Source organism: Mycobacterium sp. NGS54, assembly GCF_059812465.1.
On record NZ_JCALCS010000005.1, the window covers coordinates 308,630 to 335,568 of the forward strand.

The 26,939-nt window shown below is 64.4% G+C and carries 24 protein-coding genes and 3 pseudogenes; 10 read left to right on the forward strand and 17 right to left on the reverse strand.

Annotated features, from left to right (window positions below; translation table 11 throughout):
- The first annotated feature begins 150 nt into the window (after positions 1 to 150).
- Positions 151 to 1,812, forward strand: a complete 1,662-nt coding sequence (locus tag AC5Y5E_RS17385; protein WP_499904051.1) for a class I adenylate-forming enzyme family protein — start codon at positions 151 to 153, stop codon at positions 1,810 to 1,812.
- A gap of 156 nt (positions 1,813 to 1,968) precedes the next feature.
- Here AC5Y5E_RS17385 and AC5Y5E_RS17390 read toward each other — a convergent pair whose 3' ends face one another.
- Genes AC5Y5E_RS17390 through AC5Y5E_RS17405 form a run of 4 tightly spaced genes read right to left on the reverse strand, consistent with a single transcriptional unit; the run spans position 1,969 to position 5,183 of the window.
- Positions 1,969 to 2,748, reverse strand: a complete 780-nt coding sequence (locus AC5Y5E_RS17390) for an SDR family oxidoreductase (protein ID WP_231984153.1) — start codon at positions 2,746 to 2,748, stop codon at positions 1,969 to 1,971.
- Positions 2,749 to 2,788: 40 nt separating this feature from the next.
- Positions 2,789 to 3,538: an SDR family NAD(P)-dependent oxidoreductase gene (locus AC5Y5E_RS17395; RefSeq protein ID WP_067919816.1), complete on the reverse strand. Its 750-nt coding sequence runs from the start codon at positions 3,536 to 3,538 to the stop codon at positions 2,789 to 2,791.
- The gene (locus AC5Y5E_RS17400; protein WP_083169391.1) at positions 3,535 to 4,152 is read right to left on the reverse strand and encodes a TetR family transcriptional regulator; all 618 of its coding nucleotides are present in this window, start codon (positions 4,150 to 4,152) and stop codon (positions 3,535 to 3,537) included. The genes AC5Y5E_RS17395 and AC5Y5E_RS17400 overlap by 4 nt, the downstream gene beginning before the upstream one ends.
- Positions 4,149 to 5,183, reverse strand: a complete 1,035-nt coding sequence (locus AC5Y5E_RS17405) for a phosphotransferase family protein (protein WP_083169389.1) — start codon at positions 5,181 to 5,183, stop codon at positions 4,149 to 4,151. The genes AC5Y5E_RS17400 and AC5Y5E_RS17405 overlap by 4 nt, the downstream gene beginning before the upstream one ends.
- A 55-nt stretch (positions 5,184 to 5,238) precedes the next feature.
- Between AC5Y5E_RS17405 and AC5Y5E_RS17410 the strand changes: the two genes are divergently transcribed.
- The 3 genes and pseudogenes from AC5Y5E_RS17410 (at position 5,239) to AC5Y5E_RS17420 (ending at position 8,336) form a co-directional block, all read left to right on the forward strand.
- Positions 5,239 to 6,477, forward strand: coding sequence for an acyl-CoA dehydrogenase family protein (locus tag AC5Y5E_RS17410; RefSeq protein ID WP_083169387.1), 1,239 nt, complete (start codon positions 5,239 to 5,241; stop codon positions 6,475 to 6,477).
- A 256-nt stretch (positions 6,478 to 6,733) separates the two neighbouring features.
- Positions 6,734 to 6,884 (forward strand): annotated as a pseudogene (locus AC5Y5E_RS17415) (thiolase family protein); the annotation flags it as partial.
- A gap of 252 nt (positions 6,885 to 7,136) precedes the next feature.
- A complete protein-coding gene (locus AC5Y5E_RS17420) occupies positions 7,137 to 8,336 on the forward strand; it encodes a cytochrome P450 (protein WP_083169385.1) in 1,200 nt (399 codons plus the stop codon).
- Between the two features lie 82 nt (positions 8,337 to 8,418).
- On the opposite strand, the gene AC5Y5E_RS17425 is transcribed toward AC5Y5E_RS17420, so the two are convergent.
- Positions 8,419 to 9,438, reverse strand: coding sequence for a zinc-binding dehydrogenase (locus AC5Y5E_RS17425; protein WP_499904267.1), 1,020 nt, complete (start codon positions 9,436 to 9,438; stop codon positions 8,419 to 8,421).
- Between the two features lie 225 nt (positions 9,439 to 9,663).
- Positions 9,664 to 10,902 carry an acyl-CoA dehydrogenase family protein gene (locus tag AC5Y5E_RS17430; protein WP_499904052.1) on the reverse strand — a complete coding sequence of 413 codons (1,239 nt, stop codon included), beginning with the start codon at positions 10,900 to 10,902 and terminating at the stop codon, positions 9,664 to 9,666.
- Between the two features lie 55 nt (positions 10,903 to 10,957).
- Between AC5Y5E_RS17430 and AC5Y5E_RS17435 the strand changes: the two genes are divergently transcribed.
- From AC5Y5E_RS17435 to AC5Y5E_RS17450, 4 genes and pseudogenes are all read left to right on the forward strand, one after another.
- Complete coding sequence (locus tag AC5Y5E_RS17435; protein ID WP_426628993.1) at positions 10,958 to 11,992, forward strand: phosphotransferase family protein; 1,035 nt, start codon at positions 10,958 to 10,960, stop codon at positions 11,990 to 11,992.
- A gap of 10 nt (positions 11,993 to 12,002) precedes the next feature.
- Positions 12,003 to 12,623 carry a TetR family transcriptional regulator gene (locus AC5Y5E_RS17440; protein WP_426646497.1) on the forward strand — a complete coding sequence of 207 codons (621 nt, stop codon included), beginning with the start codon at positions 12,003 to 12,005 and terminating at the stop codon, positions 12,621 to 12,623.
- Positions 12,620 to 13,369 carry an SDR family NAD(P)-dependent oxidoreductase gene (locus AC5Y5E_RS17445; protein ID WP_426646499.1) on the forward strand — a complete coding sequence of 250 codons (750 nt, stop codon included), beginning with the start codon at positions 12,620 to 12,622 and terminating at the stop codon, positions 13,367 to 13,369. Before AC5Y5E_RS17440 ends, AC5Y5E_RS17445 begins: the two co-directional genes overlap by 4 nt.
- A 14-nt stretch (positions 13,370 to 13,383) precedes the next feature.
- Positions 13,384 to 13,979 (forward strand): annotated as a pseudogene (locus AC5Y5E_RS17450) (SDR family oxidoreductase); the annotation flags it as partial.
- A 526-nt stretch (positions 13,980 to 14,505) separates the two neighbouring features.
- Here AC5Y5E_RS17450 and AC5Y5E_RS17455 read toward each other — a convergent pair.
- The 11 genes and pseudogenes from AC5Y5E_RS17455 to AC5Y5E_RS17505 form a co-directional block, all read right to left on the reverse strand.
- The gene (locus AC5Y5E_RS17455; protein ID WP_083169375.1) at positions 14,506 to 15,285 is read right to left on the reverse strand and encodes an enoyl-CoA hydratase/isomerase family protein; all 780 of its coding nucleotides are present in this window, start codon (positions 15,283 to 15,285) and stop codon (positions 14,506 to 14,508) included.
- A 22-nt stretch (positions 15,286 to 15,307) separates the two neighbouring features.
- Positions 15,308 to 15,709 (reverse strand): annotated as a pseudogene (locus AC5Y5E_RS17460) (thiolase family protein); the annotation flags it as partial.
- Between the two features lie 163 nt (positions 15,710 to 15,872).
- On the reverse strand, positions 15,873 to 16,067 hold the full coding sequence (locus tag AC5Y5E_RS17465) for a ferredoxin (protein WP_083169371.1): 195 nt from the start codon (positions 16,065 to 16,067) through the stop codon (positions 15,873 to 15,875).
- A gap of 195 nt (positions 16,068 to 16,262) precedes the next feature.
- Entirely contained in the window at positions 16,263 to 17,726 is a 1,464-nt protein-coding gene (locus AC5Y5E_RS17470) for an aldehyde dehydrogenase family protein (protein ID WP_083169369.1), read from the reverse strand.
- Between the two features lie 483 nt (positions 17,727 to 18,209).
- Positions 18,210 to 19,700 (reverse strand): aldehyde dehydrogenase, encoded by a 1,491-nt coding sequence (locus AC5Y5E_RS17475; RefSeq protein WP_426646500.1) that lies wholly within the window; start codon positions 19,698 to 19,700, stop codon positions 18,210 to 18,212.
- Between the two features lie 14 nt (positions 19,701 to 19,714).
- Positions 19,715 to 21,271 (reverse strand): class I adenylate-forming enzyme family protein, encoded by a 1,557-nt coding sequence (locus tag AC5Y5E_RS17480; protein ID WP_174814376.1) that lies wholly within the window; start codon positions 21,269 to 21,271, stop codon positions 19,715 to 19,717.
- A gap of 11 nt (positions 21,272 to 21,282) precedes the next feature.
- Complete coding sequence (locus tag AC5Y5E_RS17485; RefSeq protein WP_372510066.1) at positions 21,283 to 21,759, reverse strand: aromatic-ring-hydroxylating dioxygenase subunit beta; 477 nt, start codon at positions 21,757 to 21,759, stop codon at positions 21,283 to 21,285.
- Positions 21,760 to 21,812: 53 nt separating this feature from the next.
- On the reverse strand, positions 21,813 to 23,123 hold the full coding sequence (locus AC5Y5E_RS17490) for an aromatic ring-hydroxylating oxygenase subunit alpha (RefSeq protein ID WP_499904053.1): 1,311 nt from the start codon (positions 23,121 to 23,123) through the stop codon (positions 21,813 to 21,815).
- Entirely contained in the window at positions 23,120 to 23,593 is a 474-nt protein-coding gene (locus AC5Y5E_RS17495) for an OB-fold domain-containing protein (RefSeq protein ID WP_083169361.1), read from the reverse strand. The genes AC5Y5E_RS17490 and AC5Y5E_RS17495 overlap by 4 nt, the downstream gene beginning before the upstream one ends.
- Positions 23,590 to 24,741 (reverse strand): thiolase family protein, encoded by a 1,152-nt coding sequence (locus AC5Y5E_RS17500; protein ID WP_083169359.1) that lies wholly within the window; start codon positions 24,739 to 24,741, stop codon positions 23,590 to 23,592. The genes AC5Y5E_RS17495 and AC5Y5E_RS17500 overlap by 4 nt, the downstream gene beginning before the upstream one ends.
- Positions 24,741 to 25,019, reverse strand: coding sequence for a hypothetical protein (locus AC5Y5E_RS17505; protein WP_083169357.1), 279 nt, complete (start codon positions 25,017 to 25,019; stop codon positions 24,741 to 24,743). Before AC5Y5E_RS17505 ends, AC5Y5E_RS17500 begins: the two co-directional genes overlap by 1 nt.
- Positions 25,020 to 25,275: 256 nt before the next feature.
- Here AC5Y5E_RS17505 and AC5Y5E_RS17510 point away from each other — a divergent pair, with 256 nt between their 5' ends.
- Both AC5Y5E_RS17510 and hpaH read left to right on the forward strand, forming a co-directional pair.
- Positions 25,276 to 26,127, forward strand: a complete 852-nt coding sequence (locus AC5Y5E_RS17510) for an alpha/beta fold hydrolase (protein ID WP_232078538.1) — start codon at positions 25,276 to 25,278, stop codon at positions 26,125 to 26,127.
- Entirely contained in the window at positions 26,124 to 26,939 is an 816-nt protein-coding gene (hpaH, locus tag AC5Y5E_RS17515; RefSeq protein WP_083169353.1) for a 2-oxo-hept-4-ene-1,7-dioate hydratase, read from the forward strand. Before AC5Y5E_RS17510 ends, hpaH begins: the two co-directional genes overlap by 4 nt.

Below are 26,939 nucleotides of genomic sequence, written 5' to 3' on the forward strand. Positions count from 1 at the left end.
CGTAACGTCGCCATTAGTTAGTGATCGCTATATATTCACTCGAATGAGGTCGCCTGTCAACGATTGCCAAGAATCCTTTGACCTATCGAATCTTCGCTACGGTGGGCCTTGCCATGAGCGGTTGGGAATCCACGCAGAAGCAGCTGACAAATGACTGAGGCCACGACGGCAGGCGCCGCCAAAGGGCCTGCCCTCGGCGCGCTCCCACAGCCTGGCCAGTCGTACGTGCGTGCCACCGACTCGGTCGCCCTGTCCGAGGAAACCATTGATCAGGCACTCGCTCGCCTAGCCCGCGACTGCGGCCAGGATCCGGCATTGCGCTGGCTCGACGAGACAGGGCCCCATACCATGTCATGGGCCGAGGTGCATTCGCGTGCCTGCGCGGCCGCCGCTACCTTCCTTGAACTGAATCCAGGGCGTGCGCGGACCGCTATCGTCGCGCCGAATTCGGTCGACTGGATCGTCGCGATGTTCGGATGCGCGATCGCGCGAATGACCGTCGTCCCAATCAGCCCGTCATCAGCTGAAGCTGAAGTTGCCCACATGCTTTCGCTCTCGCGGGCGGGACTCGTCTTGGCTTCGAAGCGCTTCGGCGATCGCGAGGTGCTACAAAGGATCGGGCGCGTCGCCGAGACGATTTCAGTCCGCCCGGTGGTGCACGACATCGCTGACTACGACGCGGCGTCGTGGAAGTCCACATCGTACGTCGGCGGGCGTACCGGGGCGGATGAGTTTCTTGTGCAGTTCACATCGGGCACCACCGGGCTACCCAAGGCCGCCGTCCTGTCACATCAAGCGGTGCTGAATACGGCGCGGCTGTTTGTCGATGCAGTTGGGCTTCAGCCCGGTGACATTTTCCTGAATCCACTGCCCTTGCATCATGTCGGCGGCAGCGTGACTGGTCTGCTGTTGGCCTCGGCTGTCGCTGGCACGTACGTAATCATCGAGCGCTTCGATAGCGTCAGTGCCTTGCGCGCGATCCGTGAATTCGCGCCGGCGGCGATAGGATCAGTGCCCACCATGCTGGCCGACATACTCGCCCTGCCGGATGTCTCGCCATCTGACTTCGCGTCCGTGCGCATCGTGATGACTGGTGCAACAGCGGTCGACTCCGGGCTTATCGAGGAGATGGAGCGTCGTCTAAATGTGAAGTTCGTGGTGAGTTATGGCCAAAGTGAGGCCCCTGGCATGGTGACGAGCGCGCCCTCGGACCCGATTGAACTGCGACTTCGGACGCTTGGACACTGTGTGCCGGGCCGCGATTACTACATCTGCGACCCCAACGGTTCACTTCTGGCAACAGGGATGGTTGGCGAATTGTGTGTCCGCGGCCCGCTCACGATGTCTGGTTACCTGAGGGACGACGGTGCCCTTGAGCCTGCGACCGATGACGCCGGTTGGATGCACACAGGTGATCTCTGTTCGATGGATGACCACGGCATCGTGACGTTTCGCGGGAGGATTCGAGATGTGATCATCCGTGGAGGCGAAAATGTCTACCCCGCCGAGGTCGAACATGTCATCACGGCCCACCCATCGGTTGCCGAAGCGGCAGTCTTCGGAGTGCCCGACACCCGACTGGGGGAGCGAGTCGTTGCTGTGGTGCTGCCCGCCGCCGGCGCGACTGTTGACGTAGACGACCTCAGCACGTTCGTCGCGAAGCGGCTGAGCCGCTACAAACGGCCCGTCGAGTGGATGATCGCTGCGACGCTGCCGCGGACGAGCACAGGCAAAGTTCTCAAACATCAATTACAGCAGTGGTACGAGGCAGGCAGCATCACAAATTATTGCCGCGGCCGCGACTCGTTGTGAAATATGGCTAACACCAGCGACTTTCGGCATTCCTCCGCGACGGCTATCTGCAGATCGTCGATCGAGAGAAGGACATCAGCGCCGACCTTCGCGTGGACTTGAATTACCGGCAGTCCGCGAGGATCGAAAGACGGTCAATTCGTCGCTGCGAAGTTCTCAACGAATGGATTGACCGCCGGTGTTCATCCGCTGCAGCCGCTGGTTGGTGCGTTGCAGCCATGCGTCGTAATCGGTGGCTTTGCGCAGGAATGACTCCCCGACGCGGGGGTGGGGTAGTGCTAAGAACTTTCCGGCCTGGGCGGCGTCAAGCGTCAGCCTGGCGCAGTCCTCAGGCTCGACCACGTCGCCAAGGGCAATGAGATCTTGTGTCGCCCCGATGCTTTCGTCGTCCTCGTTGCGGCCGAGCATTCCGGTGTTGACGGCGTTCGGGCACAGGCAGGTGACCTGGATGCCTCGGTGGGCATAGTTCAGGGCCAGCCATTCGGCGAACCCGAGGGCTCCGTGTTTACTCAGGGTATAGCCCATGAAGGATGGTCCGGTGATCAATGCCGCAGACGAGATGGTTTGAATGAGCCAGCCTTCGCCACGTTCCAACATGCCGGGAAGCACTTCCTGCGCAGCCCAGACGTGGGCGAGCAGGTTTACGTCGACGATTCGACGGATTTCCTCGGGCGACTCGGTCAGCCCGTCTCCGGTGTCGCTGAATCCTGCATTCGAGCAAAACACGGCGACCGGCCCGAAGATGTCTTCGGCACGGGCGACAAGGGCGGTGATGGAGTCAGGGGAGCCGACGTCGCTGCGCACGGCGATGCCTCCGACGCGGGTGGCGATCTTCTGCGCGCGTTCGCCGTTGAGGTCGGCGACGACGACCCTTGCACCCCGCGCGGCGAGTTCTTCTGCTAGCGCTCGCCCGATTCCGTGACCGCCGCCGGTCACCACCGCACACCGTCCGTCTAATTGCATGGCTGTTGCTTCCTCAGAGATGCCCGCCGTCGACAGCGAGTACTTGTCCGGTGGTGAACGTGGCCGCATCGGAGGCGAGGTACAGTACTGCGCCCGAGATTTCGTCTGGCTGACCGACTCGGCCGAGTAGCGCGGTGCTGGCCGCGAAGTCGCGTTCGGTCTGCGGCCATGCCTTCATGACGTCGGTGTCGACGGCGCCAGGCATGACCGCGTTGACCCGTACTTTGGGTGCGAAGGCCCGGGCGAACGACTTGGTGAGATTGTTGAGGCCCGCCTTGGCGGCGGCGTACACGATGGCGTGCGAGGCCCCCATGTGTGCGGAGATAGTGCTGATGTTGACCACGGTGCCGCCGCCGTCCGCCGCCATCCGGGTGCCGATGGCGGCGGTCAGTCGGAACGGTCCCTTCAGGTTCAGCGCAATGGTCTTGTCGAAGAGCTCTTCGCTGATCGCATCGACACTGTCGTAACGCACTGACGATCCCGCGTTATTGACCAATATGTCGATGCGCCCAACGGCCGCGTAGGCTTCGTCAACCAGGCGGTCACATTCGGCCCATCGGTTGACGTTGGCGGGCAACGAGAATGCGCGCCGACCAGTGGCGGCGATCTCGGCTGAGGTCTTTTCGCATGCCTCAGAATTGCGGCTGACTACCACGATGTCCGCCCCCGACGATGCCAGCTGCGCGCAGATCGCCCGGCCGATGCCGCGGGTGGCGCCGGTGACAAGTGCAGTGCGTCCGGTCAGATCGAAGAGATTGGTCACTGGTTGTCTCCTCCTCCGTCGAACTTGCCGATTCCCTGCTCGAGCAGGGACAGTGCCGCCCGGATTCGCTCGGCCGGGTCGCCCCGCCCGCCGCCTTGGACCCAAGCGCCGAACTCTGCGGCGGCGACGGCGTTCATCGCCGTTACGACGATGCGCGCGTGCATCGTTGACTCCTTGTGTCCCTTGGGGAAACGTCCCGCCACCAGCGCGACGAGCTCGTCGTCGTTGACCAGGCGCTGGCCGCGGCTGCGGGCATTCAACTCCGGTGCCTGGGCAAGAATGCGGCCCAGTTGCACGACGCGTAGACGGTCTGCTGGTTCGACGTGGGAGGTGGCCAAAAAGGCTTGCCGTAGCGCGGTGACCGGACCCTCGTCGGCCGGGCGCGAAGCCAGCGCGTGGATCAGTCGCTCCCACACATGACGTTCGTAGTCCAGCAGTACTTCGTCCTTGGATGCGAAGTACCGAAAGAAGGTCCGTTCGGAGATTCCAGCGGCGGCGCTGATGTCGCCTACAGTAACCGTGTCAAAACCGCGCTCAGCGAACAACGCGATAGCGGTACGGCCGATGTCGGCGCGTAGCAGGCGCCGTCGCCGATCGGTCAGCGGTTCGGTCATAGCCGTTGCCCGCGCGCAAATTCCGCTGCGCCATGAAGCAATCGAATCACTCGCGGGCCCATGTCTGTGCGGTCGGCATCGACGCCGGATTTGACCTGCCGGGCGTGCGAGCCTTCGAGGATGATGGCGAGTTTGAACAATGCCAGCGCCTCGTAGTAGGGCAGCGCCGAGAGATCACGTCCGGTGCGCTCGGCATAACGAGTCGCCATTTGGGAGCGAGTCGGATAGCCGTCGGCGCCGCCAGCCTGGAGGGTGATAACGGGTTCCTCACCCGGCTCCGTCCAGCGCGCCAGCAGATGTCCGATGTCGAGCAATGGATCACCGATGGTGCCGGTGTCCCAGTCAACGATTGCGGCGAGCCTAGCGGGCGGTTGCGGGCTGACCATGACGTTGAACGGACTGTAGTCGCCGTGAATGATCGCTGCCGGGCTCATCGCGGGTATGTTGGCGGTGAGCCAGTCACTAAGGAAGTCCAGCTCGGGAAGGTCGCGTGTGCGATAGCGGTCGAGCTGAGCCAACCACCGCGGCACCTGGCGCTCCAGGAATCCCTCCGGCTTCCCGAGCCCATCGAGAGCCCTTGCCCGCCAGTCGACTTCGGCGAGATGGACGAGCCCGTCCACGTAGGCCATGGCCAAGTCGTGCCGCAATTCGGGATCGCCGGCGAACGGCTCGGGCAAGTCGAAACCGGGCGTGAATCCGTCGACGACGCCCATCAGCATGAATTCAGAACCAAGTACGTCGGTGTCAGCACAGTACAGCACGGGCTGCGGGTGCGGAACCGGTGTGCCTTCGAGGGCGTGCAGAATGCGCCACTCGCGGTGGGTGTTTGACGCGCTCGGGTCATTCTTCACCACGGGTGGGCGGCGCAGGACCCAGGCGTCGTCGCCGCGTGCTACGCGGAACAGTGCATTGGCGATTCCGGTGCTTGCCCCGATGCGTTCAGCCGTCAGCGGCTGACCACGGCCAGGGAGGCGGTCGCCGATCCACTCGTCGAGCCGGCCAATGTCGACAAGGTGTGCGGTGGTGGTCATCGCTCCGAAGATAGCAATCTTGACAGTGGGTGTCAATGATGGCAGGGTATGACACATGATCAACTTCGAGTTGCCTCATGAGGTTTGTGAACTGCGGACGCGTGTCGCCGCATTCATCGACGACGTTGTGCTGCCAGTCGAGCCTCAAGTCGGCGCGCGGCCCTTCTTCGAAATCGTTAAAGAGCTTCAGGCCGAAGCGCGCGCTGCCGGGTTGTGGTGCCCGTTCGTTCCGGTCGAATACGGCGGAATGGGCCTCGGTCATCTGGCGAACGCGGTCGTGCAGGTCGAGGTCGGGCGCGCCTTCAGTCACCTGGGTGCCTGGGCGATGAACTGCATGGGCCCCCAGGACGCGACGATGCTCACGCTGATCGAGCATGGAACCGACGAGCAGAAAAAGCGCTATCTGGAGCCGCTGGTCAACGGTGACATTCGGGTCTGTTTTGCGATGACCGAGCGTGCGGCCGGTGCCGATGCAACCGGTATGCAGACCGCGGCCGTGCAGCGAGGGCCGGATTGGGTTCTCAATGGCGAAAAGTGGTTCACCTCCGCCGCTTCCATCTCACAACTGGCATTGGTCATGGCGAAGACCGATCCCGACGCGCCGCGCCATCGCCAGTACACGACGTTTCTCGTCGAGTTGCCCAATCCTGGCTTCGAGATCATCCGCAACATTCCGGTTATGGGAGAGACCGACGTGCCGGCCTTCCACGGTGAGGTGACCATGGGTCACGCGGAAGTCCGCATCCGCGACCTAGTGGTCCCCGACGAGAACATTCTCGGCGGCCGTGGCGAGGGCTTTGCGATGGGGCAGCATCGGCTCGGATACGGCCGGCTCCGGCACGGGATGTGGAGCGTGGCCAAAGCTCAGGCAGCCTTGGATATGGCCACCGCACGTGCGTGCGAGCGTGTCACCTTCGGCAAGCGCGTCGCCGATCGGCAAGGCATCCAGTGGATGCTCGCCGATTGCGCCGAGAAGCTCTACATCACGCGACTGATGATCCTGCACCTGGCCTACAAAATGGAGCACGGGCACGACCTGCGCATCGAGAACTCGATGGCCAAAACCTATATCGCCAACATGCTGATCGAGGTGATCGACACGGCGTTGCAGATACACGGGTCCTTGGGCTACACCCACGACCTGCCGTTGGCGGCCTGGCTCTCAGAGGCGAGAATGAGCCGCATCGTCGACGGCCCCGATGAGGTGCACCGGTGGACCGTCGGGCGCAATGTCGTCAAGGCTTACGAAGCGACCGGCACCACGGCGACCGCAGCAGGCGGGGAGCTGTTTTGACCCAACGATGGCCTCCAACAATGTTTCGGGCCCATGCCTCTAGCCATCAACTGCCAGTGCAGCCCGGTGAACTTCTGTGAGCGGCTCGAATGAACATTGAGGGCACTGTTGGGCTAATTGCCGGGGCCGCAGGTCGCGCCTCTGCGCTTTGTCGCCGATTCGCGCGCGACGGCGCTAAGGCCGCGGGCGGTGGATCTCGCACTGCACCTTGCGATACGTGGCCTTGCTATACCAACGCCGAGGAGAACGAGAATCTATGCGCGACTCCGTAATCACTGCAGCCGTCCGGACCCAATCGCCAAACGCAACGGCGGTCTGGCCGGCGTTCATGCCGCGGAGTTGTCGGCCACGGTGCTGAACGGTTGATCGAACATGCCGGTATCGCGCCGGAGTCGGTTGACGATGTGCACCCGCACTAAAGCACCACCATTCTGGCAGATAATTCGGTTGATTGCCGGATCGCCCTCAGCTCAAGTTGCCTGGCTTGTCGAAGGACTCGCACGGCTGCGTGGAAGTGTTCCGAGGCCGATCGCGCCCACCTGAGCGGATCGAAACGTCATCGGCCGGTATCGGATGGCGACCGGCAGATGGTACTGTGCTATCCATCACGTTACGACGTAAAGTCAACGCTCCGTGCCTGGTCCAATAGTGAGGTACCGATGACGCAAGCCACCCGATTCGACCCCCGCTTTGCCCCGCTGACTCTGCAGGTCAAAGATATGGCCGAGCCGCAGCCGATCTACCACCAAAAGGCCGCCGAGGTCCGTGCCGAGCGGGTCGAGGGTGTGGTGACGCTGTATCGGCTCGAAGACATCGTGGCCATCAATCGACACCCGGGGATTCTCGGTACCGGTGGCCGCGGTGGTTCCTTCGGCCACGAAGGCAAGCTGATTCCGCTCGAAATCGACGGGGAGGACCACCGCAAGTGGCGCCGTCTCCTGGACCCGATCTTCGCCCCGAAGAAGATCGCCTTCCTCGAAGACCAGATCCGTACGCTGGCCCGCGAACTGATCGCACAATTCAAGGCAGCCGGGCATACCGAGTTGCACGACTCCTACTGCGTTCCGTTGCCGTGCCTGACATTCCTGCGTTTGTTCGGGGCGCCGGTCGAAGACCTTGATTTTTTTGTAGAGTTCAAGGACGGCGTGATCCATCCGCAGGGGGAGACCATGGAGGAAGCCGAGGCCAACATGATGGCCTCGGCGATGAAGATCTACCAGTACTTCGCGACGTTCCTGGCCCAGCGCAAAGCTGAGACTGAGACCAAACCGGACATCATCTCGACATTGCTGCACTCGGAGGTCGGCGGCAGGCCGTTGACCGATGAGGAGATGGTCAACATCATGTTCCTGTTCATGTTCGCCGGGCTGGACACGGTGACCTCGTCGATGTCGTGCGTTTTCGCCTGGCTTGGGCAACATCCCGAAGAGCGTGACCGGCTGGCCGCCGATCACTCGCTGATCCCGGCTGCCATCGAGGAGTTGATGCGCTACGAGTCACCGGTTCCGTCCGGGCTGCGCTACGCCGAGGAGGACATAGACCTCGGTGACGGGTTGGTGATCCGCGCGGGGGAGTCCATCCATGCCGTCTGGGCGGCGGCCAACGTCGACCCGAATGCCTTCGAGGACCCGCTGACCGTCAAACTCGACCGCGGCCGCACCAACCACATCGTGTTCGCCAGCGGCACCCACCGCTGCCTGGGTTCGCACCTGGCGCGCCTCGAACTGCGGATCGCCACCGAAGAACTGCTCGCAGCGATCCCCGACTTCGCGGTCGACTCCACTGAACCGCTGCAATACAACAACGCAGCGGTACGCGCCGCGCTGAAGCTACCGGTGGCGTTCACGCCGTCGGCCTGATTTCATAACGCCTGATCGCGGGCCGGATGGTGTCGAGCTGCACTTGAAGGCCCGCGATCAGCGTGCTTCGTCGGCGGTCATGTCAGGGAGCGACCAGGACCTTGCACTGCCGACCGGGATCGGTCAGGTCGACGAAGGACTGCCCGATCTCGCCCAGATCGACGACGGCGGTGACCATCGGCGTAACGTCGATCGCACCATCGGCGATTAGCCGCAGCGCCTCGCCGAACTCCTCGGGCGAGTAACCGTTGGCGAATGTCATCACCAATTCCTTTGATGCGCCGTAAATCATGTGCAAGGTGTCGGCCTGCATGCATACCCCCGCGATGAGGATACGGCTGCCGCTCGGTGCTCGGCACATGGCTTCGTCGAGCACCCCCGGCGCTCCTGCGGCCTCAAACGTGACGTCGGGGGTGACGAGATCGAACGGGGATGTCACGGCGGGGTCGACAGCATGGTGCGCGCCCATCGATATCGCAATGGTTCGGCGCAGCGGGGAAGGGTCAGCCGCCACAATCGACTCGACGCCGCGTGCTCGCAGCACCGCAATGATTGCCAGACCGACTCCGCCGCAACCGAGCACGAGCGCCGACTCGCCGGGCCGCAGCGCCGCCTTGCTCACCGAATGCACGCCGACGGCAACGGGCTCGGTGACGGCCGCGGCGGTCGGCGCCACCCCGTTGGGTACGGGAAGCAGCAGCGGCGCGGCCAGCAGCATCCGCTCGCCGAAGCCGCAAGACGCCGTATTGCTGTACACAAGGGGCTCGATCCCGGAGTCGGACAGCAGCGCAGGCATGGAGGTAACGATGGTGCCGCGCTTCGGCCCGTCGGTGCCAGGCCCGTACTCGAGCACCTGGGCGCAGAACTCGTGACCCATATACACATCCCGACTCAGGTCGACAGCGAGCTTCGCGAATGGGGCATCGCCGCCAATGGTTTCGGCGATGGCCACCATCTCGGGGCCGTGGGCGGCGAACTGCAGGTCCGATCCGCAGATCCCGCAGGCCTTGACCTCGACCAGTACCTGCCCGGGCCCGGGAACCGGTTCAGGGACGTCGTCGACCACTGTCATCGCTCCGTGGCGGAGCACCGCGGCTCGCATCACTGGACCCCATTCTTGGATAGCTAGATACTCGGACTCGACTGCTTTGTTGCCCTGGTGTGTCGAACGCTGACACGCAGCGTGGTGCCCTGGCGCGCGACAGCTTCGGTATCGCCGACGGCTCCTTCGAATCGGCAAACACGGCTACGGTAGCCAACTCAGCCGACTGTGTCGACGCCTGCCCGAGTCGTCTGGGGCTGAGTCGCGCTGTGCTGGTGACGCTGCTCAGAAGAGGTCGCCGCCGGCCGCGCCGGCGGTGGTGCCCGTTGCCTCGAACGCCTTGATCACGCTGCGCCCCACCGTCCAGCGGTGCACTTCGTCGGGCCCGTCGACAATGCGGTTCATCCGCGCCTCTGCCAACCAGGCCGCTAGGGGCAGATCGTGTGAGTATCCGAGTGACCCGTGAATCTGCAGGGCGGTGTCGACGACATCGATGAGCATGTTGGCAATGTAAGTCTTGGCGATGGAATTCGCGATCCGCAAGTCGAGCCCGCGTTCCATCTTGTAAGCCAGGTGCAGGATCATCAGCCGGGTGATGTAAAGCTTCTCGGCGCAGTCGGAGAGCATCCACTGGATTCCCTGACGATCAGCCACCCGTTTGCCGAAGGTGACTCTTTCACATGCCCGCGCGGCCGCCATGTCAAGCGCTGCTTGGGCTTTCGCGATGCTCCACATGCCGTGCCGCAGCCGGCCGTAGCCGAGGCGATGCTGGCCCATGGCAAAGCCCTGTCCAAGTCCGCCGAGAATGTTCTCGTGGGGGACAACGAGGTCGTTGATGCGCACTTCGGCGTGGCCCATCTGGATTTCGCCTTGGTAGGTGGGGATATCGGATTCGCCCATGATCGGGATATTGCGGACGATATCGAAACCCGCGTTGGGCAGCTCCACCAAGAAGGTGGTGTATTGCCGATGACGAGGGGCGTCGGGATCGGTCTTGGCCATCACCAGTGCCAGCTGAGAAATGGACGCCCCTGAGGTGTACCACTTCTCGCCGTTGAGGATCCAATTATCGCCCTCGCGCACCGCGCTGGTCTGCATGCCGGTGGCATCGGCGCCGGCGGCTCTTTCGGTCATGGCAAAGCAGACCCGGATATCGCCGTTGACCAGCGGGACCAGGTAGCGCTGCTTCTGCTCCTCGGTCCCGTGCTCGATGAGGGTCAGCATGGTCGCGTCCTGTGGGCCCATGCAGTTCAACGCCCACGCACCCAGATGGCTGAACGCGCGGCCCACTTCGACTTGCACGACGGCATTGGCCAAGTGTCCCAACCCCATTCCGCCGTACTGCACCGGTACCAAAGGGCACCACAACCTTTCCGCGCGGGCCTTGTCCTGGACCTCCTTGACGATGTCGAAGAAGGGACGCGTGCCGATCTGTGGCTCCGCCGGCAGCACCACCTCGTCGATGAAGGTGGCGACCCGGCTGCGCAGTTGCTGAATCTCAGCCGGGAGCTCGAAATCGATCATGTGACATAGACTGACAGTATTGACAGTGACTGTCAACAACCGTTAGCTTCAGTGCATGGCTTCGACCACGACGCTGCTCGACGTCGACCGGCTCGACTCGTGGATCGGGGACCAGTTGCCCGGTTGTGGGACCCCGATGACGGCTGAACGGATCGGCGGGGGGACCGGAACGGCAAACGTGTTATTCCGGGTGGCGCGCGGTGAGCACGCCTGGGTGTTACGTCGGCCGCCAGCGGTAAAGAACCACCCAACTGCCTCGAATACATTGCGGGAGTGGCGTATCCTGCAGGCTCTGGACGGCACCGACGTGCCCCATCCACCGCCGGTGCTCTACTGCGGAGATGCCGAAGTGCTGGGCACTGAGTTCATGTTGATGTGCGTGGTGGATGGATTCACGCCGGGGTTCGAGCTGCCCGAACCCTTTCTCGGTGATATCACCCTGCGGCACGGCCTGGCGATGGCCTACGTCGACGGACTGGTCCACCTGGCCGCGGTGGACTGGCGACGGCGCGGTCTGGCTGATCTTGGCAAGCCCGAGGGATTTCTGGAGCGCCAAGTGCCACGATGGCTCGCCCAGCTGGAGCGCTACAGTACCCGCGAGCTCCCCGAACTCGAATTCCTCGCCACCTGGCTTTCCGCCAACACCCCAACGATGAGCCCGGCCGCGCTCATCCATGGCGACTACAGCCCATTCAATGTAATGGTTGCTCCGCGGCCGCCGGCCCGCTTGGCCGCAATCGTCGACTGGGACACCGGCACCATCGGCGATCCGCTGCTCGACATCGGGCATCTGCTCGCGCGGTGGACCGAGCCGGGTGAAGATCCGATCATCACCGAACAGGCGGGCGGCTCGGCCGGCTACCCGAGTCGTCAGCAGATGGCGGACCGTTATGCCAGCCTCAGCGGACGGGACCTCACCGCGCTGCCCTACTACCAGGCTCTGGCGTTGTTCAAGCTGGCCGTGATCCTGGAGGGGTCGCACGCTCGGCAGGTCAAGGCGGGCATCGACCCGGACCGAACCGACATGGGACCTCGGGTGATTCGCCTGCTCGCCGGGGCTGCGGAGTTCGCCCGCGGGCAGCGCAAGTGAGGTTGCGGGCATGACCGAACCACTCACCGAGCGACGCCGACGACTCGTGCGCGACGACATCGGCCGGGCCGCCGTGCATCTGTTTGCCGACCAGGGCTACGACAACGTCACCGTCGCCGACATCGCCGCAGCGGCGGGTATATCCGAGCGCACCTTCTTCCGGTACTTCGCGACTAAGGACGATGTGCTGTTGGCTTACGAACGTCACCTGTGGGACCGTCTCGTCGCCGCGGTGGCCGCCCGCCCGGCCGACGAAGGCCCCGTCACCGCGTTGCGTGAGGCATTCCTGTCGACCTCTCGTGTCGAACCGGCCGACCGGTCGCGGGCTGCGCAGCTGGGCAGCATCCTCGCGCGGGCACCCGAACTCAACGCCCGCAGCCGAGGCCATCGCCTGCTCAACGACTCCGATCTGATCGAGCAGGTCGTGGCCCGCTTCCCGACGAGCACCGCCACGACGCGTGGCCAGGCCCGGGTGATCGTGACCGCGATGAATGCGGTTGCGGCAGCGGAATTCGGCGCTTGGTCGGAGTCCGGCGGCCGCGGTGACCCAGCGGCTCGCATCGGCGCGGCGCTGGCCGTGCTAGAAGAGGGACTCGCTCGATTCGACCGTCCCAAGGAGTGCATGTCGTGACCGACGGCTTCGACCTGTCCGGACGTACCGCCTTGGTCACCGGCGCTACCCGGGGCATCGGGCGCGCGATTGCCGCACGACTGGCCGCTGCCGGCGCCGACATCATCGTGACGAGCCGAAAAGCCGACGCCTGCGAACAAACCGCCGCCGAGATCGCCGCCAGCGGGCGGCGCGCGTATGCGTTGCCCGCCAACGTGAACCGCTGGTCGGAATGCGACGGCCTGGTCGCTCAGGCCTATGAGACAGCCGGCCGGATCGACATCCTGGTCAACAACGCGGGCTCCTCATTGCGCTACGACAATGTGAATTCGATCGGCGAGGAACTGTTCGACAAGACAATCGCACTCAATCTCAAGGGTCCCTTCCGACTCAGCGCGCTGATTGGTAGCCGGATGGCCGCCGACGGTGGCGGCAACATCGTCAACATCTCGACCATCTCGGCCCAAATCGGTGCCGGCCACGCCATCGTCTATGCAGCCGCCAAAGCCGGCCTGAACAACCTCACCAAGTCGTTCGCGCAGACCTTTGCCCCTAAGGTGCGCGTGAACGCGGTAATGCCAGGCGCCGTGGAGACCGACGTGATGAAGGCGTGGCCGCAATCCGAGCGTGATCTGGCCAGTGCTACAGCAGTGCTGGGAAGATTCGGAACCCCTGACGAAATATCGGGCGCCGTACTGTATCTGGTCTCCGATGCCGCGAGTTTCACCACCGGGCAAATCCTGGCCGTCGACGGCGGACACCTCTGAGAGCGGGAACCGATATGGAGCTGAACGGACGCTGTGCGGTGGTCACCGGCGGGGCACACGGAATCGGCCGGGCGCTGGCCGAGGAACTCACCGATCGAGGCGCCCGCGTCGTGGTAGCCGATCTCAATGTTGAACGCGCGCAACGGGTCGCTGCGCGGATCGGTGGTCTCGCCGTCGCTTGCGACGTCGCTGCAGTAGATGACATCACAGCACTGGTAGCGCAGGCCGAGGACGCTTTCGGACGGGTGTCGGTGTTCTGTTCCAACGCCGGGTACTCCGACAGCGGCGACGGCCTGACCCAGACCCCAGACCAAGTACGACACATCGTCGACGTCAACCTGCTCAGCCACGTGTGGGCCGCCCAGGCGGTGCTGCTGGGCATGCTTGAACGCGGGGAGGGATGGCTGGTCAGACGATTTCGTCGGCGGCGCTGATCACGGGCCCGTCGTTCATGGGCTACACGCTGAGCAAGCACGGGGCTCTTGGATTCGCCGAGTGGGTGGCGCTGAACTATCGGCGTCGCGGCATCCAGGTCACCTGCCTGTGCCCGAACGCGCTGAACACCGGGATGCTGGGGCGGAACGAGGATGATGAAAGCCTCACGCCCACTGCCGATATCGCGGCTCTCGGAGACGTCGTGGAACCCGAGGAATGCGCGCGCCAGGCGCTCGACGCCGCCGCGGCCGGCAAGTTCTTGGCGTTACCCCCATCCCCCGGTGGGGGAGTCTTTTCTGCGCAAGGCGACCGATTATGACGCCTGGCTGGCCCGCACCAACCGGCGGCTGCAGAAGATGCAGATGGCGGGACGCACCCCGGCCGGGCGGTGAAGCTTCGTTGTCCACAGCCGTCGGGGGGGTCATGATCGCCATACCACTCGGCAGTCGATCAGCCTGTCCTGTAGTCCGTGATCGATGCGAGCGGGATTCCACGCGAGTCCGATCGAGCAGTGTGGTGCCTCGAGTCGGCGGAAGATGAGGTCGCTTCGCTGCCACATGAGTGGAATGAAGGCGGGCAGAGTCAGAAACCCCGCACCGTCGGCGATTTCGCTGAGGAGATCCGACACGCTCCTCGGACGCCGTGCCAGTCGCCGTGGGGGCCATCTCATCGTGGTTGTTATATGCGGTCTTATTCCGGCACTAGCCCTTCCCTCCGTCGGCTTTGGCCGCCAAGTCACGCGCGATTCTGGCCACCTCGGGTTGGCTGAAGGAGACCTCCTCGGCGGCAAGCGCATACGGAAGGACCCGCCCTGCCGCGGCATTGAGGTGCAAGTTGACTGCGCGCTTGGTGTCCTGCAACGCCTGCGCCGGATGTGCGGCGAGCTTGTGGGCGAGTTCGAGTGCGGCGGGCATGAGCTCCTCAGGAGCTAACACCTTGTTGGCCAAGCCAATCTCCTTGGCGTCTTTTGCGTAGATGCGTTCCCCGGTGAACAGATACTCCTTGGCGCGCAGGATGCTCATCATTGCGGGCCATGTGATAGCTCCACCGTCGCCGGCGACCAGACCCATGGTGACATGCGTGTCGGCAATGAATGCGGTATCCGCCATGTACACGATGTCGGCCATCGTGGCCAGGCTGGCACCGAGTCCGACTGCGGGGCCGTTGATTGCCGCGATGACCGGCAGGTGGAAGCGCAGCATTTCGGTGACCAGCCGGCCGGCTTCGCGCATGCCGTGTCGCCGCCGGTCAACGTTGGTGACCTTCTCGAGGAAGCCGGACACGTCGCCTCCGGCGCAGAACGCCCGCCCCGCACCGGTAAGCACCACGACGCGGGCCTCCCAGTCGCTGGCGATCCGCTGCCATACGTTGCACAGCTCCAGATGGAGTTCATAGGAGAGCGCATTGAGGCTGTCGGGTTTGTTCAGTGTGACGATACGGACCGCCCCGTCAGACTCGATCTTGAGGATTTCGTCGCTCATGGTGCCTTGCTCCTTAGGTCGGGCCCTTCGTGAAGGGCTTGCGCTTCCGGGTCACCGGAGTGGTGGATAAAGACTCCATGCCGCCGGCGAAGAATGCAGAGCTCATCCCCGCGGCAATCTGTCCGGCGCCGATCGCGATCGCCGAAAGACTCGAAGCGCATTGCCGATTCACGGCCACGCCGGGGATGTCGGTCAGGCCGAGCTCGACGGCGATGTATCGGGCGGAGTCTCCACCGCCCTGCGTTACCTCGGCCAGGACGAAGTCGTCGAAGTCGCTGAGCACAAGACCAGACCGTTCGATGACCGCCGTCGTCACGGGCTTGGCGAGCTCGACCGCGGGCATGTTCGCCAACGTTCTCTTGCGAGCGGTGCCGATGCCGCTACGGCCGACGGGGATGATCGATGCCTTGGAACGTGACCGCACGGTTCCTCCGAGGTCGGACGTTAGATCTCAAGATAGCTTTCTGAGCAAATTGCGCGTTGGGAGCGTATCCCGCGCCAGGGGAGTCATTGCACCGCCGAATTGCGTTGTGCTTGCGCTAACTCACCGAAACACCATCAATCGTTGCGCGGCACCGCGACCGCGCCTAATCCTCGTCAAGGACGAGCGCGCGTTCGGGGCAGGCGCCCGCTCCTGCGCGTGCGGTCTCGACGTCTTGCGGTGCGACCTCCGTCGTCGTCAGCGACGAGTAGCCGCTGTCATCGAGTGGGAACATGTCCTGATTGACGGCGTAGCACTGCGCGTGGCCGACACAGTGTTCGCGTTGCAGCCGTAACTTCATGGCGAATCACCTCCGGATCGCGTCTTCTCGCCGCGTCTACGCGACGGCGACGCTCTAAAAGAATATAAACATTTGCCTTTTCGACCTCATTCTATCCAACCGCGCCGGCGGTCGCCCGGCCGTGGGGAAGGCCCCGACCGTGCCGCGTGCCCTGGGGTACCCGGCACGGTCGGGTTCGACGGGCGCTGTCCTGGCTCAGCAGGGGCTGGCGATGGTCTTGATACGGAGATACTCCGCGAAGCCCTCGACGCCGTGCTCCACACCAACGCCGCTGATGCCCCATCCGCCGAATGGTCCGTCGGGCGAGAGGTAGAAGGAGTTGTTGATATTGACCGTGCCTGCATTGAGTCGTCCGGCGACCGCCCACGCCCGCTCCTCGTCGGCAGACTGGACGTAGGCCGACAGACCGTAGCGGGAGTTGTTGGCCACTCGCACCGCCTCATCGTCATCACCTTCGTAGCGGACGACCGTCAGTACGGGGCCGAAGACCTCGTTCTGGGCGATCTCCGCGTTCTCGTCGACGTCGACCACCAGGGTCGGCTCGTACCAGAACCCCCTGTCGCGATCGCCGCGCTTACCGCCGACGGGCACTTTGGCTCCGGCCTGCTTCGCGCGGTTGACGAGACCCTCCATCCGATCGACCTGCTCGGCCCGGATGATCGGGCCCACGATGTTGTTCGGCTCGGTCGGGTCACCCCAGGGCATGTTCCCGATGTTGGCCGTCAGCCGCTCGACGACGTCGTCGTAGATCGATTCGTGGACCACCATGCGGGTTGGCAGTGCGCATCCCTGACCGCTGGTTGCCATGCACATGAATGTCCCCATAGCGCAGGAAGAATCGAGGTCGGCGTCGGGAAGCAGCACGTTGGCCGACTTACCGCCCAACTCCAGGACGACCTTGCGGCTCCCGATGGCCGCGCGCTGTTGAACTCGTTCGCCGACGCCGGGGGAGCCGGTGAAGTGATACAGATCCACACGCGGATCGCCGGTGAGGGCATCACCGGCGATGGCCTTGTCCGCTGAGCTGATCGTGTTGACTGCGCCGGCCGGAATGTCGGTGTGTTCGGCGATCAGCTGAACCATGCGCGCTGCGGTCAGCGGTGTATCTGGGGCGCTCTTGAGCACGACGGCGTTCCCGGCGGCGAGGCTGTGGTGGATCTTCCAGATGGCGGTCATGAAAGGGGCATTCCACGGGGTGATAGCCCCAACCACGCCGTACGGCTGGTAGCGCACGCGCCGGTTGGACCGCATCCCCAGAAGTTCGTAGGGCCCCAGCTCACGCTCCCAGGGGAACGACGTGGCCAGGTCATTGAAAAAGTCCATTCCCTCGATCATCGCGTCGACGTGCGTGCCCATCACCGCGGTGCACACACCTGCTTCCGATGTCACGATGGTGCGCAGTTCCTCGACGTCCTTGCGGAGTGCTTGGTGGAATTGCTCGAGGCAGTGGCGCCGGAACGCGTGGTCGGTGGCCCACGTCGTCTCATCGGCTACCCGCCGGGCAGCTGTGACCGCGTCGGCCACGTCCTCCGGGCCGGCATCGGCGGCGGCGGCCACCACCGATTCGTCCGCGGGATTGATTACGTCGTAACGATTGCCCGAGCGGGCTTCTCGGAACTCTCCGTCGATGAACAGCCTGCCCTCGTATCCAGCACCCATGGCACCCAAAACCTCTCTCGCGAAGCCCAACGGCATTCGCACGCTCTAATAGGACACTCATTTAGCAGACTAGCGTGATGGCAGTCACCGCACAATGGTGCCCCTGCGAGTGATGCGACAGTTAACGGAATCTACTGTCGAAGCAGGTGTCGACGGCGTTGTCCACGGCCCGAGCGTGTGGAGCAGGAACCACCGATTTACCTGATGGGTATCCTTAATTGGCCGGACGGTAGCACTCGCCGCGGTGCTGTCGTTGCACCGTCGGTTAGGCCTATGTTCGCCCCTGGCAGATGCCGTCACCGCGGCGCCCGCAAGCCCGTGGCGCTGCGCCCCGGCCTCTGGATCCTCGACACGACCGGGGCAGCTGGAAGGCGTCGTGGTCTCGAGGCTGGCCTTCAGTGGTAGCTCCTTGTCGGGCAGCGCGTCGAGAGCGGCCGGATCGTCGCCGGAGACGCGGGGGGACGGCGTCTCCGTCGACACACATCATCCGAGGGTGAACGGGTCTCGGGTGGCGCCGCTCAGCTCGACCCAGATCGCCTTGGTCTCGGTGAACTCGTGAATGGCGTCGGCGCCGTTCTCGCGGCCGATTCCGCTGTGCCCCATGCCACCGAAGGGAACTTGCGGGGCGACCGCCCGGTAGCAGTTCACCCATACCGTTCCGGCGCGCAGTCCCGCCGCCACGCGGTGGGCACGGTGCACGTCGTTGGTCCACACGCCGCTGGCAAGACCGAACGGGGTGGCGTTGGCCATCTCGACCGCCTCGTCCTCGTCGGTGAACGTCATCACAGCTAGGACCGGGCCGAAGACTTCCTCGGCGACGGCCCGCATCGACGGGTCGACACCGGTCAGCACGGTGGGTTTGACGAAGAAGCCGCCGAATTCGGTCGCGGGTTCACCGCCGCACGCGATTGTCGCGCCCTGTGCCCGGGCCGCGGCGAAGTGTTCGAGCACCTTCTCGTACTGGACCTTGTTGGACACGGGCCCCATCTCGGTGGTCGCCGCCTTGGGGTCACCCAGCTTGATGCTCGCGGCGCGGGCGACCACACGGTCGACCAAGGCGTCGGCAACGTCGCGATGGACCAGCAGCCGGGACCCGGCCAGGCAGGTCTGCCCCGTTGCCGCGAAGACGCCGGCGATGATGCCGTTGGCCGCCGCATCGAGATCGGCGTCGGGGAACACCACCTGGGCGGACTTGCCGCCGAGTTCCAGCGTGAAGCGCGCCATGTGCTCGATTGCCGTGCGCCCCACCGCGATTCCGGTCGATGTGGAACCGGTGAAGGCGACCTTGTCTATGTCGGGATGGGCGGCCAGCGCGGCACCGGTTGCCGGGCCCCAGCCGGTGACGACGTTGACCACTCCGGGCGGAAACCCGGCCTTGGCGAATAGCTCGGCGAACGCCAGCGTCGACGTAGGCGTGTGCTCGCTCGGTTTGATGACGAACGTGCATCCGGCGGCCAGGCCCGCGGCTAGCTTCCATGTCAGCAGCAGCAGCGGGGAGTTCCACGGCGTGATGGCCCCGACCACCCCGACGGGCTCGTTGCGCGTATAGACGAGGTAGTTGGGTTTGTCGGTGGGTATGACTCGACCGTGCACCTTGTCGGCGAGTCCACCGAAGTATTTGTAATAGTCAGGCAGGGAACGCATTTGGCCCACCATCTCGCGGGCCAACTTGCCTCCGTCGCGCACTTCGAGTTCGGCCAGTGTTTCCGCTTCGGCGGCGATGACGTCGGCGAGCTTGAGTAGCAGGGCGCCGCGCGCCGTCGGTGTGAGCTCCCCCCATGGCCCCCGCAACGCCGCGCGCGCCGCAGCGACGGCGGCGTCGACGTCTGAGGCGCCACCATCGGGTACCCGCACCCATGGTTGTCCGCTGTAGGGGTCGATGCTGTCGAATGTCGCGCCTGATTTGGCAGGGACGCGTTGCCCATTGATGAGCAGCTGGTACTCGGGCAGCGCGTCGGTGAGTGCTCGCGTCATGGTTGATCCCTCGCCTAGTCCGCTGATCGCTGGTGGCCGATCACGGCCTCGGGCTGCGTCGCGTCGAGGTCTTCGCGGATCCGGCCCTTGAGGATCTTGCCCGCCGGCCCGAGGGGCAATTCGTTGCGATAGGCGAATCGACGGGGTTGCTTGTAGCCGGCTAGCCGTTCACGACATGCGGTGGTGAGCTCGGCGGTCAGTGCATGGAGGTCGGTGTATGACGGGTGCGGCACGACGACGGCCACCGGGGTCTCGCCCCATTCGGCGTCCGGCACGCCGACCACCGCCACTAGCTCGACTCCGTCACATTGGGCGATGACCCGTTCGATTTCGGCCGGGTACACGTTGAAGCCGCCGGAGATGATCATGTCGGTTTGGCGTCCGGTGACGTGCAGATAGTTATCTGCGTCGAGGTATCCCATGTCCCCGGTGCGCACGCCGTCAGCGCGGAAGGTGGCGGCGGTTTGCTGGGGCTGGTTCCAGTAGCCCATGGCGTTGGCCGGGCTTTCGATGACGATCTCGCCGACTTCGTGTGCCGGAAGTGATCGTCCGTCGGCGTCGCAGATGCGGATCACGCACATCGGGGTTTCGCGTCCACACGACGTCAGGATAGAAACCCGTCCGGCGACGATGTCGCGGTGGTCCTGTGGCGTCAAGATGGTGGCCTGTCCACCGCACTCGGTCAGACCATACCGTTGCTGTAAGTCGCAGCCGAGCAACGTCATTGCCCGTTCGGCCAGGCCGGGTGGGACTGGTGCCGACCCGTAGGAGATGCGGCGCAGGCTCGAAAGGTCGCGGGGTGGACCCGACTCGATCATGGCCAGCGTGCGTTGCAGCATCGTGGGGATGAATGTGGTGAAGGTGATTTTATGGTGCTCGATCTCGTCCAAGACGCGTTCAGGTTCGAAGCGTTGATGGATCACCATCGTCTGGCCGAGGTATAGCCAGGAGACGGTGCGCAGCATTCCGCCGGCGGTGAAGAACGGCGTGGTTGCCAACATGACGTCGGATGCCTGCGCCTCGGTCACCAGATTCGTATCGGCGGCCTGGTAAAGCAGGGCACGGTGAGCGTGCATGACCCCCTTGGCCCGGCCGGTCGTCCCGCTGGTGTAGAGGATGACGGCCATATCGTCGGGCGCGGTCGGGCATGGCGGTGCGGCGGGGGACGCGTTGGCCAGGCGGCGTTCGTAGTCGTTGCCAATGACGAATGGGTCCAAGGCCTCCAGCGCGACGGCGAACCTGTCGAATTGGTCGCCGTGCACGATGGCGGCGCGGGCACCCGAGTCATCGACGATGTGTGCGACCTCGTCGGGGGTGAGCCGGATGTTGACGGGGATGGCGACGAGCCCGGCATAGGACAGGCCGAAGGAGATCTCTGGCCATTCGATGCAGTTGCGGGCGATCACGACGACGCGGTCGCCGGCCTGAAGACCCCGGTCGAGCAGGACGTTGGCCAGTCGACGGGCACGGTCGTCCAGTTGCGACCAGGAATGCCGCCGGTCACCATCGATTAAGGCGATCTTGTTGGGGTAGCGGCGGGCGTTGTTGGCGGTGACGTCATGGATGAGCAGCAACGTTTCCCCTAGATCAGGAAAGCGAGCGTGTCGACGGGCCCGCTCGCGTCGATGAGGTGAACGATCTTGCGGACCAGCCACAGCTCGCCATCGGCGTCGGCGCGCCTGACGGTATGTACCACCCGGCCGGCCCAGACGCGCTGTCGCACACGGTATTCGAACAACGCGAAGTTCGACTCCACGGTTACGGTGTCAGCGGTCGTGCCGACAACCTCGGAGTTGGACAGCAGCCGGCGCAGATGTGACGGTGGCACCTGCGAGTGCCGGTTTCCGGTGTTCAACTGCGCGACGCGGCTTTTGATGCGCCGCCGGTTGTCGTTGATGTAGGCCAACGATGTGCGCGGATCGTCGTCGGGATTCATCGGTACTCGGTACTCGGCGTCGTCGGCCCACAGCGACTCCCATTCCGAGTACCGGCCTTCGTCGGCCAGTCTTGATTCCAGGTAGAGGAACGACAGGATGTCGGAATCGGGTACGGCGCGCATCGCGGCCGCGATCGCGGCGGGGCGATCGCCGGTAGCGGTGTCGGCGTTCGTGCTCATGAGGCTGCTCCGCTGACGACCTGCGCCCAGCGCGCGTAGAAGCCCCGCTGCGGCGTCTCAGCGCTCTTGTCCGAGTTGACCGTTCCCGTCTCGTCGACGACGTCGGTGGTCATCCCTCGGGACAGCACCAGCCACTCCGGCGTCGTGGCGGCCAGCCCGGCCTGGTTGCGCATCCCGATCTCGCCGTCGTCGGCGATCAGGAACCCGGCCGGGCCCATGGCGCCCTCGGCGCGGCGCATGGTGCGCTGGTTGAGGTCGTCATGGCCCGGTATGAGCACTGCGGTGGTGTAGGCCACGGTGCGGTTGACGGCCTGCGGTTCGACGAACATGACGTTCATCTCGGCGAGGAAGAGGTTGGGCCAAATGAGCGTGTGCGGGGGTCCCACCACGAGGGCGTCGTGGGTCTGGTCGGGTCCGTAGGCGCGCTCGAGGGCATCGACATAGCCGGCCAGCTTGGCTCGGGGAATGCGCCCGTACCAGACGAATTCCTCGTCCAGTTTGCGGTATTCGTCGGAATAGTCGATCTCCGAATGCCCGTTGCCCATGTCGCGGACGACGACGTCGACTTTGGTCGGTACGTGCGACACCTTGGCGGGGCGAATCGCGTCGTACACCGATGCGTGGGTGAACAAGGCGTGGTAGCCGTCAACGTTGTTTTCCACCACCATCTTCCAGTTGGCGTGGTGGAGATGCTTCATCCAGTTGGCCCGCAGATCGATGCTGCGGGTGGGGGACAGGTTCAGCAACCTGTCGATGGCGTGCGTGGCGTTGCCCAGGTGCTCGGCCAATGTCGGTCCCTCCGGGCTCAACGATGCGAAGATGAATCCGCCGTAGCTGTCCACCCGGGGGGCGAGGGCCAGGCCGAGCTCGCCACGTACCTGTTCGAAAGCATCGCCGTAGGCCTCGCGCATGGGGACGCCGCTGAGCTCGCCGGTGTTCTTGAAAGTCCAGCCGTGGTACGGGCAGCGAAACGCGTTGGCGTTCCCCTTGTCTGCGTTGCATAGCCGGTTGGCTCTGTGGCTGCAGCGGTTGAGCAGCACTCGGACCACGCCGTCGCGGCCGCGCACGACGATCACCGGGTCGGTGCCGATCATCCGCGTGAGGTAGTCACCGGATTCGCTGACTTCGCTGTCGTGGGCGACGTAAACCCAGCCCTTGCGGAAGATGGTGTCCATTTCGCGCTGGAAGACGGCCGGCGAGGTATAGACCGATCCGTGCACTCGGTCTGGTCGCACGATGTCGGCGATGTCGGCGATGTCGTCATGGGGCGGGGGTGTGGGCTGCTTCGGTTTCTCGACTGTGGTCACGACGATCCTTTGCTGTACTCGATGGCCGGGATGGTGGCCGCTCCTAGGCGTCTGAAGCCGAGGAAGACCCTGGCTCCGATCGGGGGAGCAGCGGGGCATGGCGTCACTGTTGTGACGACGATGCGGTGACTGCTGACAAGTTCCACGTCAACGATCGGATAGGGCTGCTCGGCAACGACTAGCCCGCGTTCGCGGCGATGCATCATGGTGGCGGCGTGGACCTCCCCGACGGGTTCGACTTGGCGCCAAAGCATTTCAAGTGCGCCGCAGCCGTCGCACCGCTGTTGTTCGAGCTCGAGCGCCAGGTCGCAGTGCGCACAAAAAGGCATTGCCAGTACCCCGCGCGCGGCGAAGTCGTACAACGGTTGCAGGGGATCGCCTTGCACGTGGGGTGCTAGTGATTCTGCAAGTAACCAGTCGGCTGCGCAGTGCGCGGTTGTCGGGTTCGCGGGTGGGTTCGAAATGCTCATGCGGCACGCTCCAGGACCACGGCCGCGTGGTGGTCCATTCGCCCGCCAAGCCCGCTGACCAGTGCGGTGGACGCATGCGAAACCTGGCGTGCTCCACCGAGTCCGCGCAGCTGCAGGATGGCTTCGGCGAGCGGTGTCATGCCCTGAAGGTAGAAACCGGCCAGCTGGCCTCCGCCGGTGTTGACCGGCCGATCGCCGCCGGGTGCGATGCGCCCTTCTTGGACGAATGCGCCGACGGGCGCGTCGTTGGTCAACCCGTATTCGGCGAGCAGGATGAGTGTCACGATCGAGAACGGGTCGTAGAGTTCGACGACGTCGATGTCCGACCTGGCCATGCCGGCCTGCGCCAATGCGGTGTCCACGGCGCTCCGTCCACCGCCGAACCATGACTCCGCCCCGGCGCGCCTGCGCCGCACGGGGTGCGACCGGCCGAATCCGCGCAGTCGAATCCTATTGTGGCCCAAGGTCGTGTCACCAGTCACTACCACGGCGACGGCACCGTTGACTGGGCGGGCGCAATCCGGGCGGCGCAGCGGCTCGGCGATCATCGGGGCGGCGTGATAACTGTCAGCATCCAGGGGACTGTGATCCACGGCGTCGGGATTGTCGGCTGCCCAGCGGCGTGCTGTGACGGCGACCGCGCACAAATCCATCGCAGACCCACCCATGACGTGGAACCAGCGCTGGGCCAGCAGCGCGTAGGTCGGCACCGAGCCAAGCAGTCCCGAGGCCCGCTCCAGGCCTCGGGTGCCCCTGTGGCCACCGCTGTGGGCGTAGGTCGAACCGGAACCGCGTCCTGTCACGATCGGGGCGTCGGCGAATACGCAGACGACGGTGTGCGCCTCACCGGAGCTGATCGCGTAGTGGGCTCGCTGCAGCATGGCTAGGGTGGTGGCGCCCTTGATCTCGAGGTGCTCGAGCAATCGCAGGTCGACAAGTCCCGCGGTGGCAGCCAGCCCGACCCCCACCCGCTCGGGTCGCACGCCCTGGGAGGAGGCCACCAGAAGGCCGTCGACGTCGGCATGGCCGATGCTCGCGTCGCGCAGCGCGGCGACGATTGCGTCGCATGCCAGGCGGCCCGGAGTCGCGCCGGGTCGCAAGGACATCGGCGTCATGCCCAGGCCCGCAATGTCGACGTCGGTGACCATCAGCCCCCGCTGTATTTGCGTTCTGCGCGGTAGGTGCCCACGTGCAGCCACCGCTCGCGATCGCTTTCGGTGGACCGCGTCATGCTGGCCAACTCCAAAGGGCATAAGAACACCAGATCCCCGCTGTCGAGATCTTCGATCGCCAGCCGGTCACCGTTGCCGTTGGAATCCAGCCACAGGCGCACCCCGGCGAACTCATTGACCACGTCGGCTAGTGGTTTGCGGCGAACGGACGCTGGATGCGGGACGTCTGCCCGCGCATCCTTGTCGCCGCTCATCGATACCGCTTCTTTCGACTCGTCTGGATCAGGGTCACCCCAGTATTACCGCATAGCACTGTCAGAATCAACGCTGGGTGAGTTGGGGGCGTCGTTGCGCTTCACCCGCCTGGACATGCAGACTATCGGTACCAATGTTTGGTGATTGAGTAGTGACACTAGTGTCAGAAACGTATAGATGAGGGAGCCCGTCCCAGTGACACAACCCGCCACGGTTGGACCCGCCGCGCCCGAAGAGGCCTACCGCAGCATCTGGATGTACCTCAAGCAATTGTCGTTTTCTCAGCGCTATCTGACGGTGCCTGTCAACGGGCAGGCGGTGCGCACTCGGGTGGCCGAAGCCGGCGATCCGGCGATGCCGCACCTAGTGCTCCTGCACGGCACTGGTGGTCATTGGGAAACCTTCGCGCCCAATCTCGGCGAGCTGTCTGTGCACTTTCATTGCATCGCGCTGGACATGGTCGGTAACGGGTTCACCGACAAGCCGGATTTCGACTACGAGATCCCGGTCTACGTCGAACATGTGCTTGCGGTGATGGACGCGCTCGGCATCGAGCGGGCGCACCTGGTGGCGATGTCGCTCGGGGCCTGGGTGGCCGCGGCTATCGCGGTTCGCCATCCGGAGCGGGCTGACCGGCTGATCCTGATGTCGCCGGCCGGCAAGGAGGCGTCGGCGACCAATATGGCCCGTATTCGCGCCGAGCGGACCAAGGCGGTCAACGAGCCCACGTGGGAGTCGCTGCACGCGGTGTTCGCCCATCTGATTGCCGATGAACGCAACCGGCTGCCTGATCTCATCGGGCTGCGGCAGGCGATCTACCAACGTGAGGACACCCGGGCCAGCATCGATCATCTGCTGATCCTGCAGGATCCGGAGGCACGAGACCGTAATCTGATTGCGGAGGCGGATTGGCGATCGATCAGCTCGCCGGTCACGGTGGTTGCCTCGGGGCGCGACCACGGTGTGTATCAGGAAACCGCTACTTCGATCGCGGCACTGATCCCCGATGCCAGGGTTTTGGAGATGCCCGAGGTGCGTCATTGGCCACACTTTGAGGATCCGGACATGTTCAACGCCGCGGCTGTCGCGTTCCTCGTAGGCCGATGACTCGGCCGTCGCCCGCCGATATCGACGTCCTCGCTGCGGAATTGCACCGTGCTGAGCACGAACGCCGCACGATTTCTCAGCTGTCGCTGCGGTTTCCCGAGATGACGGTGGAGGACGCCTACGCAGTGCAGCGGGCACTGGTGGAACTCAAGGTTGCTGATGGTCGAGTCATTAAGGGCCGCAAGGTAGGTCTGACCTCTAAGACCATGCAGCGGGCGGTGTCGATTGATGAGCCTGACTTCGGCGCGCTCTTTGATGACATGTTCTTCGCCGACGGGGGGCGGGTGCCGCTGGGCAGATTTATCCGCCCACGAATCGAGGTCGAACTGGCCTTCGTACTGGGCCACGCACTGCGTGGTCCCGACGTTACGGCGGCTGATGTAGTGGCGGCCACCGACCACGTCGTGCCGGCTATGGAGATCCTTGATGCCCGGGTGGATATGACCGACCGCGAGACCGGGCACCGGCGCACGATCGTCGATACGATAGCCGATAACGCCGCCAATGCGGGATTGGTCCTGGGTTCTCAGGCGGTGCGTCCTGCGGAGCTGGACTTGCGGTGGGTGCCGGCGCTGCTGTTGCGCAACGGTGTCATCGAAGAGTCCGGGGTATCGGCGGCGGTGTTGGACAACCCGGCTCACGCGGTCGCGTGGTTGGCCAATCGCATTGCCGGATACGGAATCTCGCTTTCTGGGGGTGATGTCGTGCTATCAGGGTCGTTCACCGCGGCCATTTTTGCCGACCCTGGTGACGAATTTGTCGCTGACTTCGGGGAGCTGGGAACGGTGTCGATCACGTTCGCGGAGCTGTAA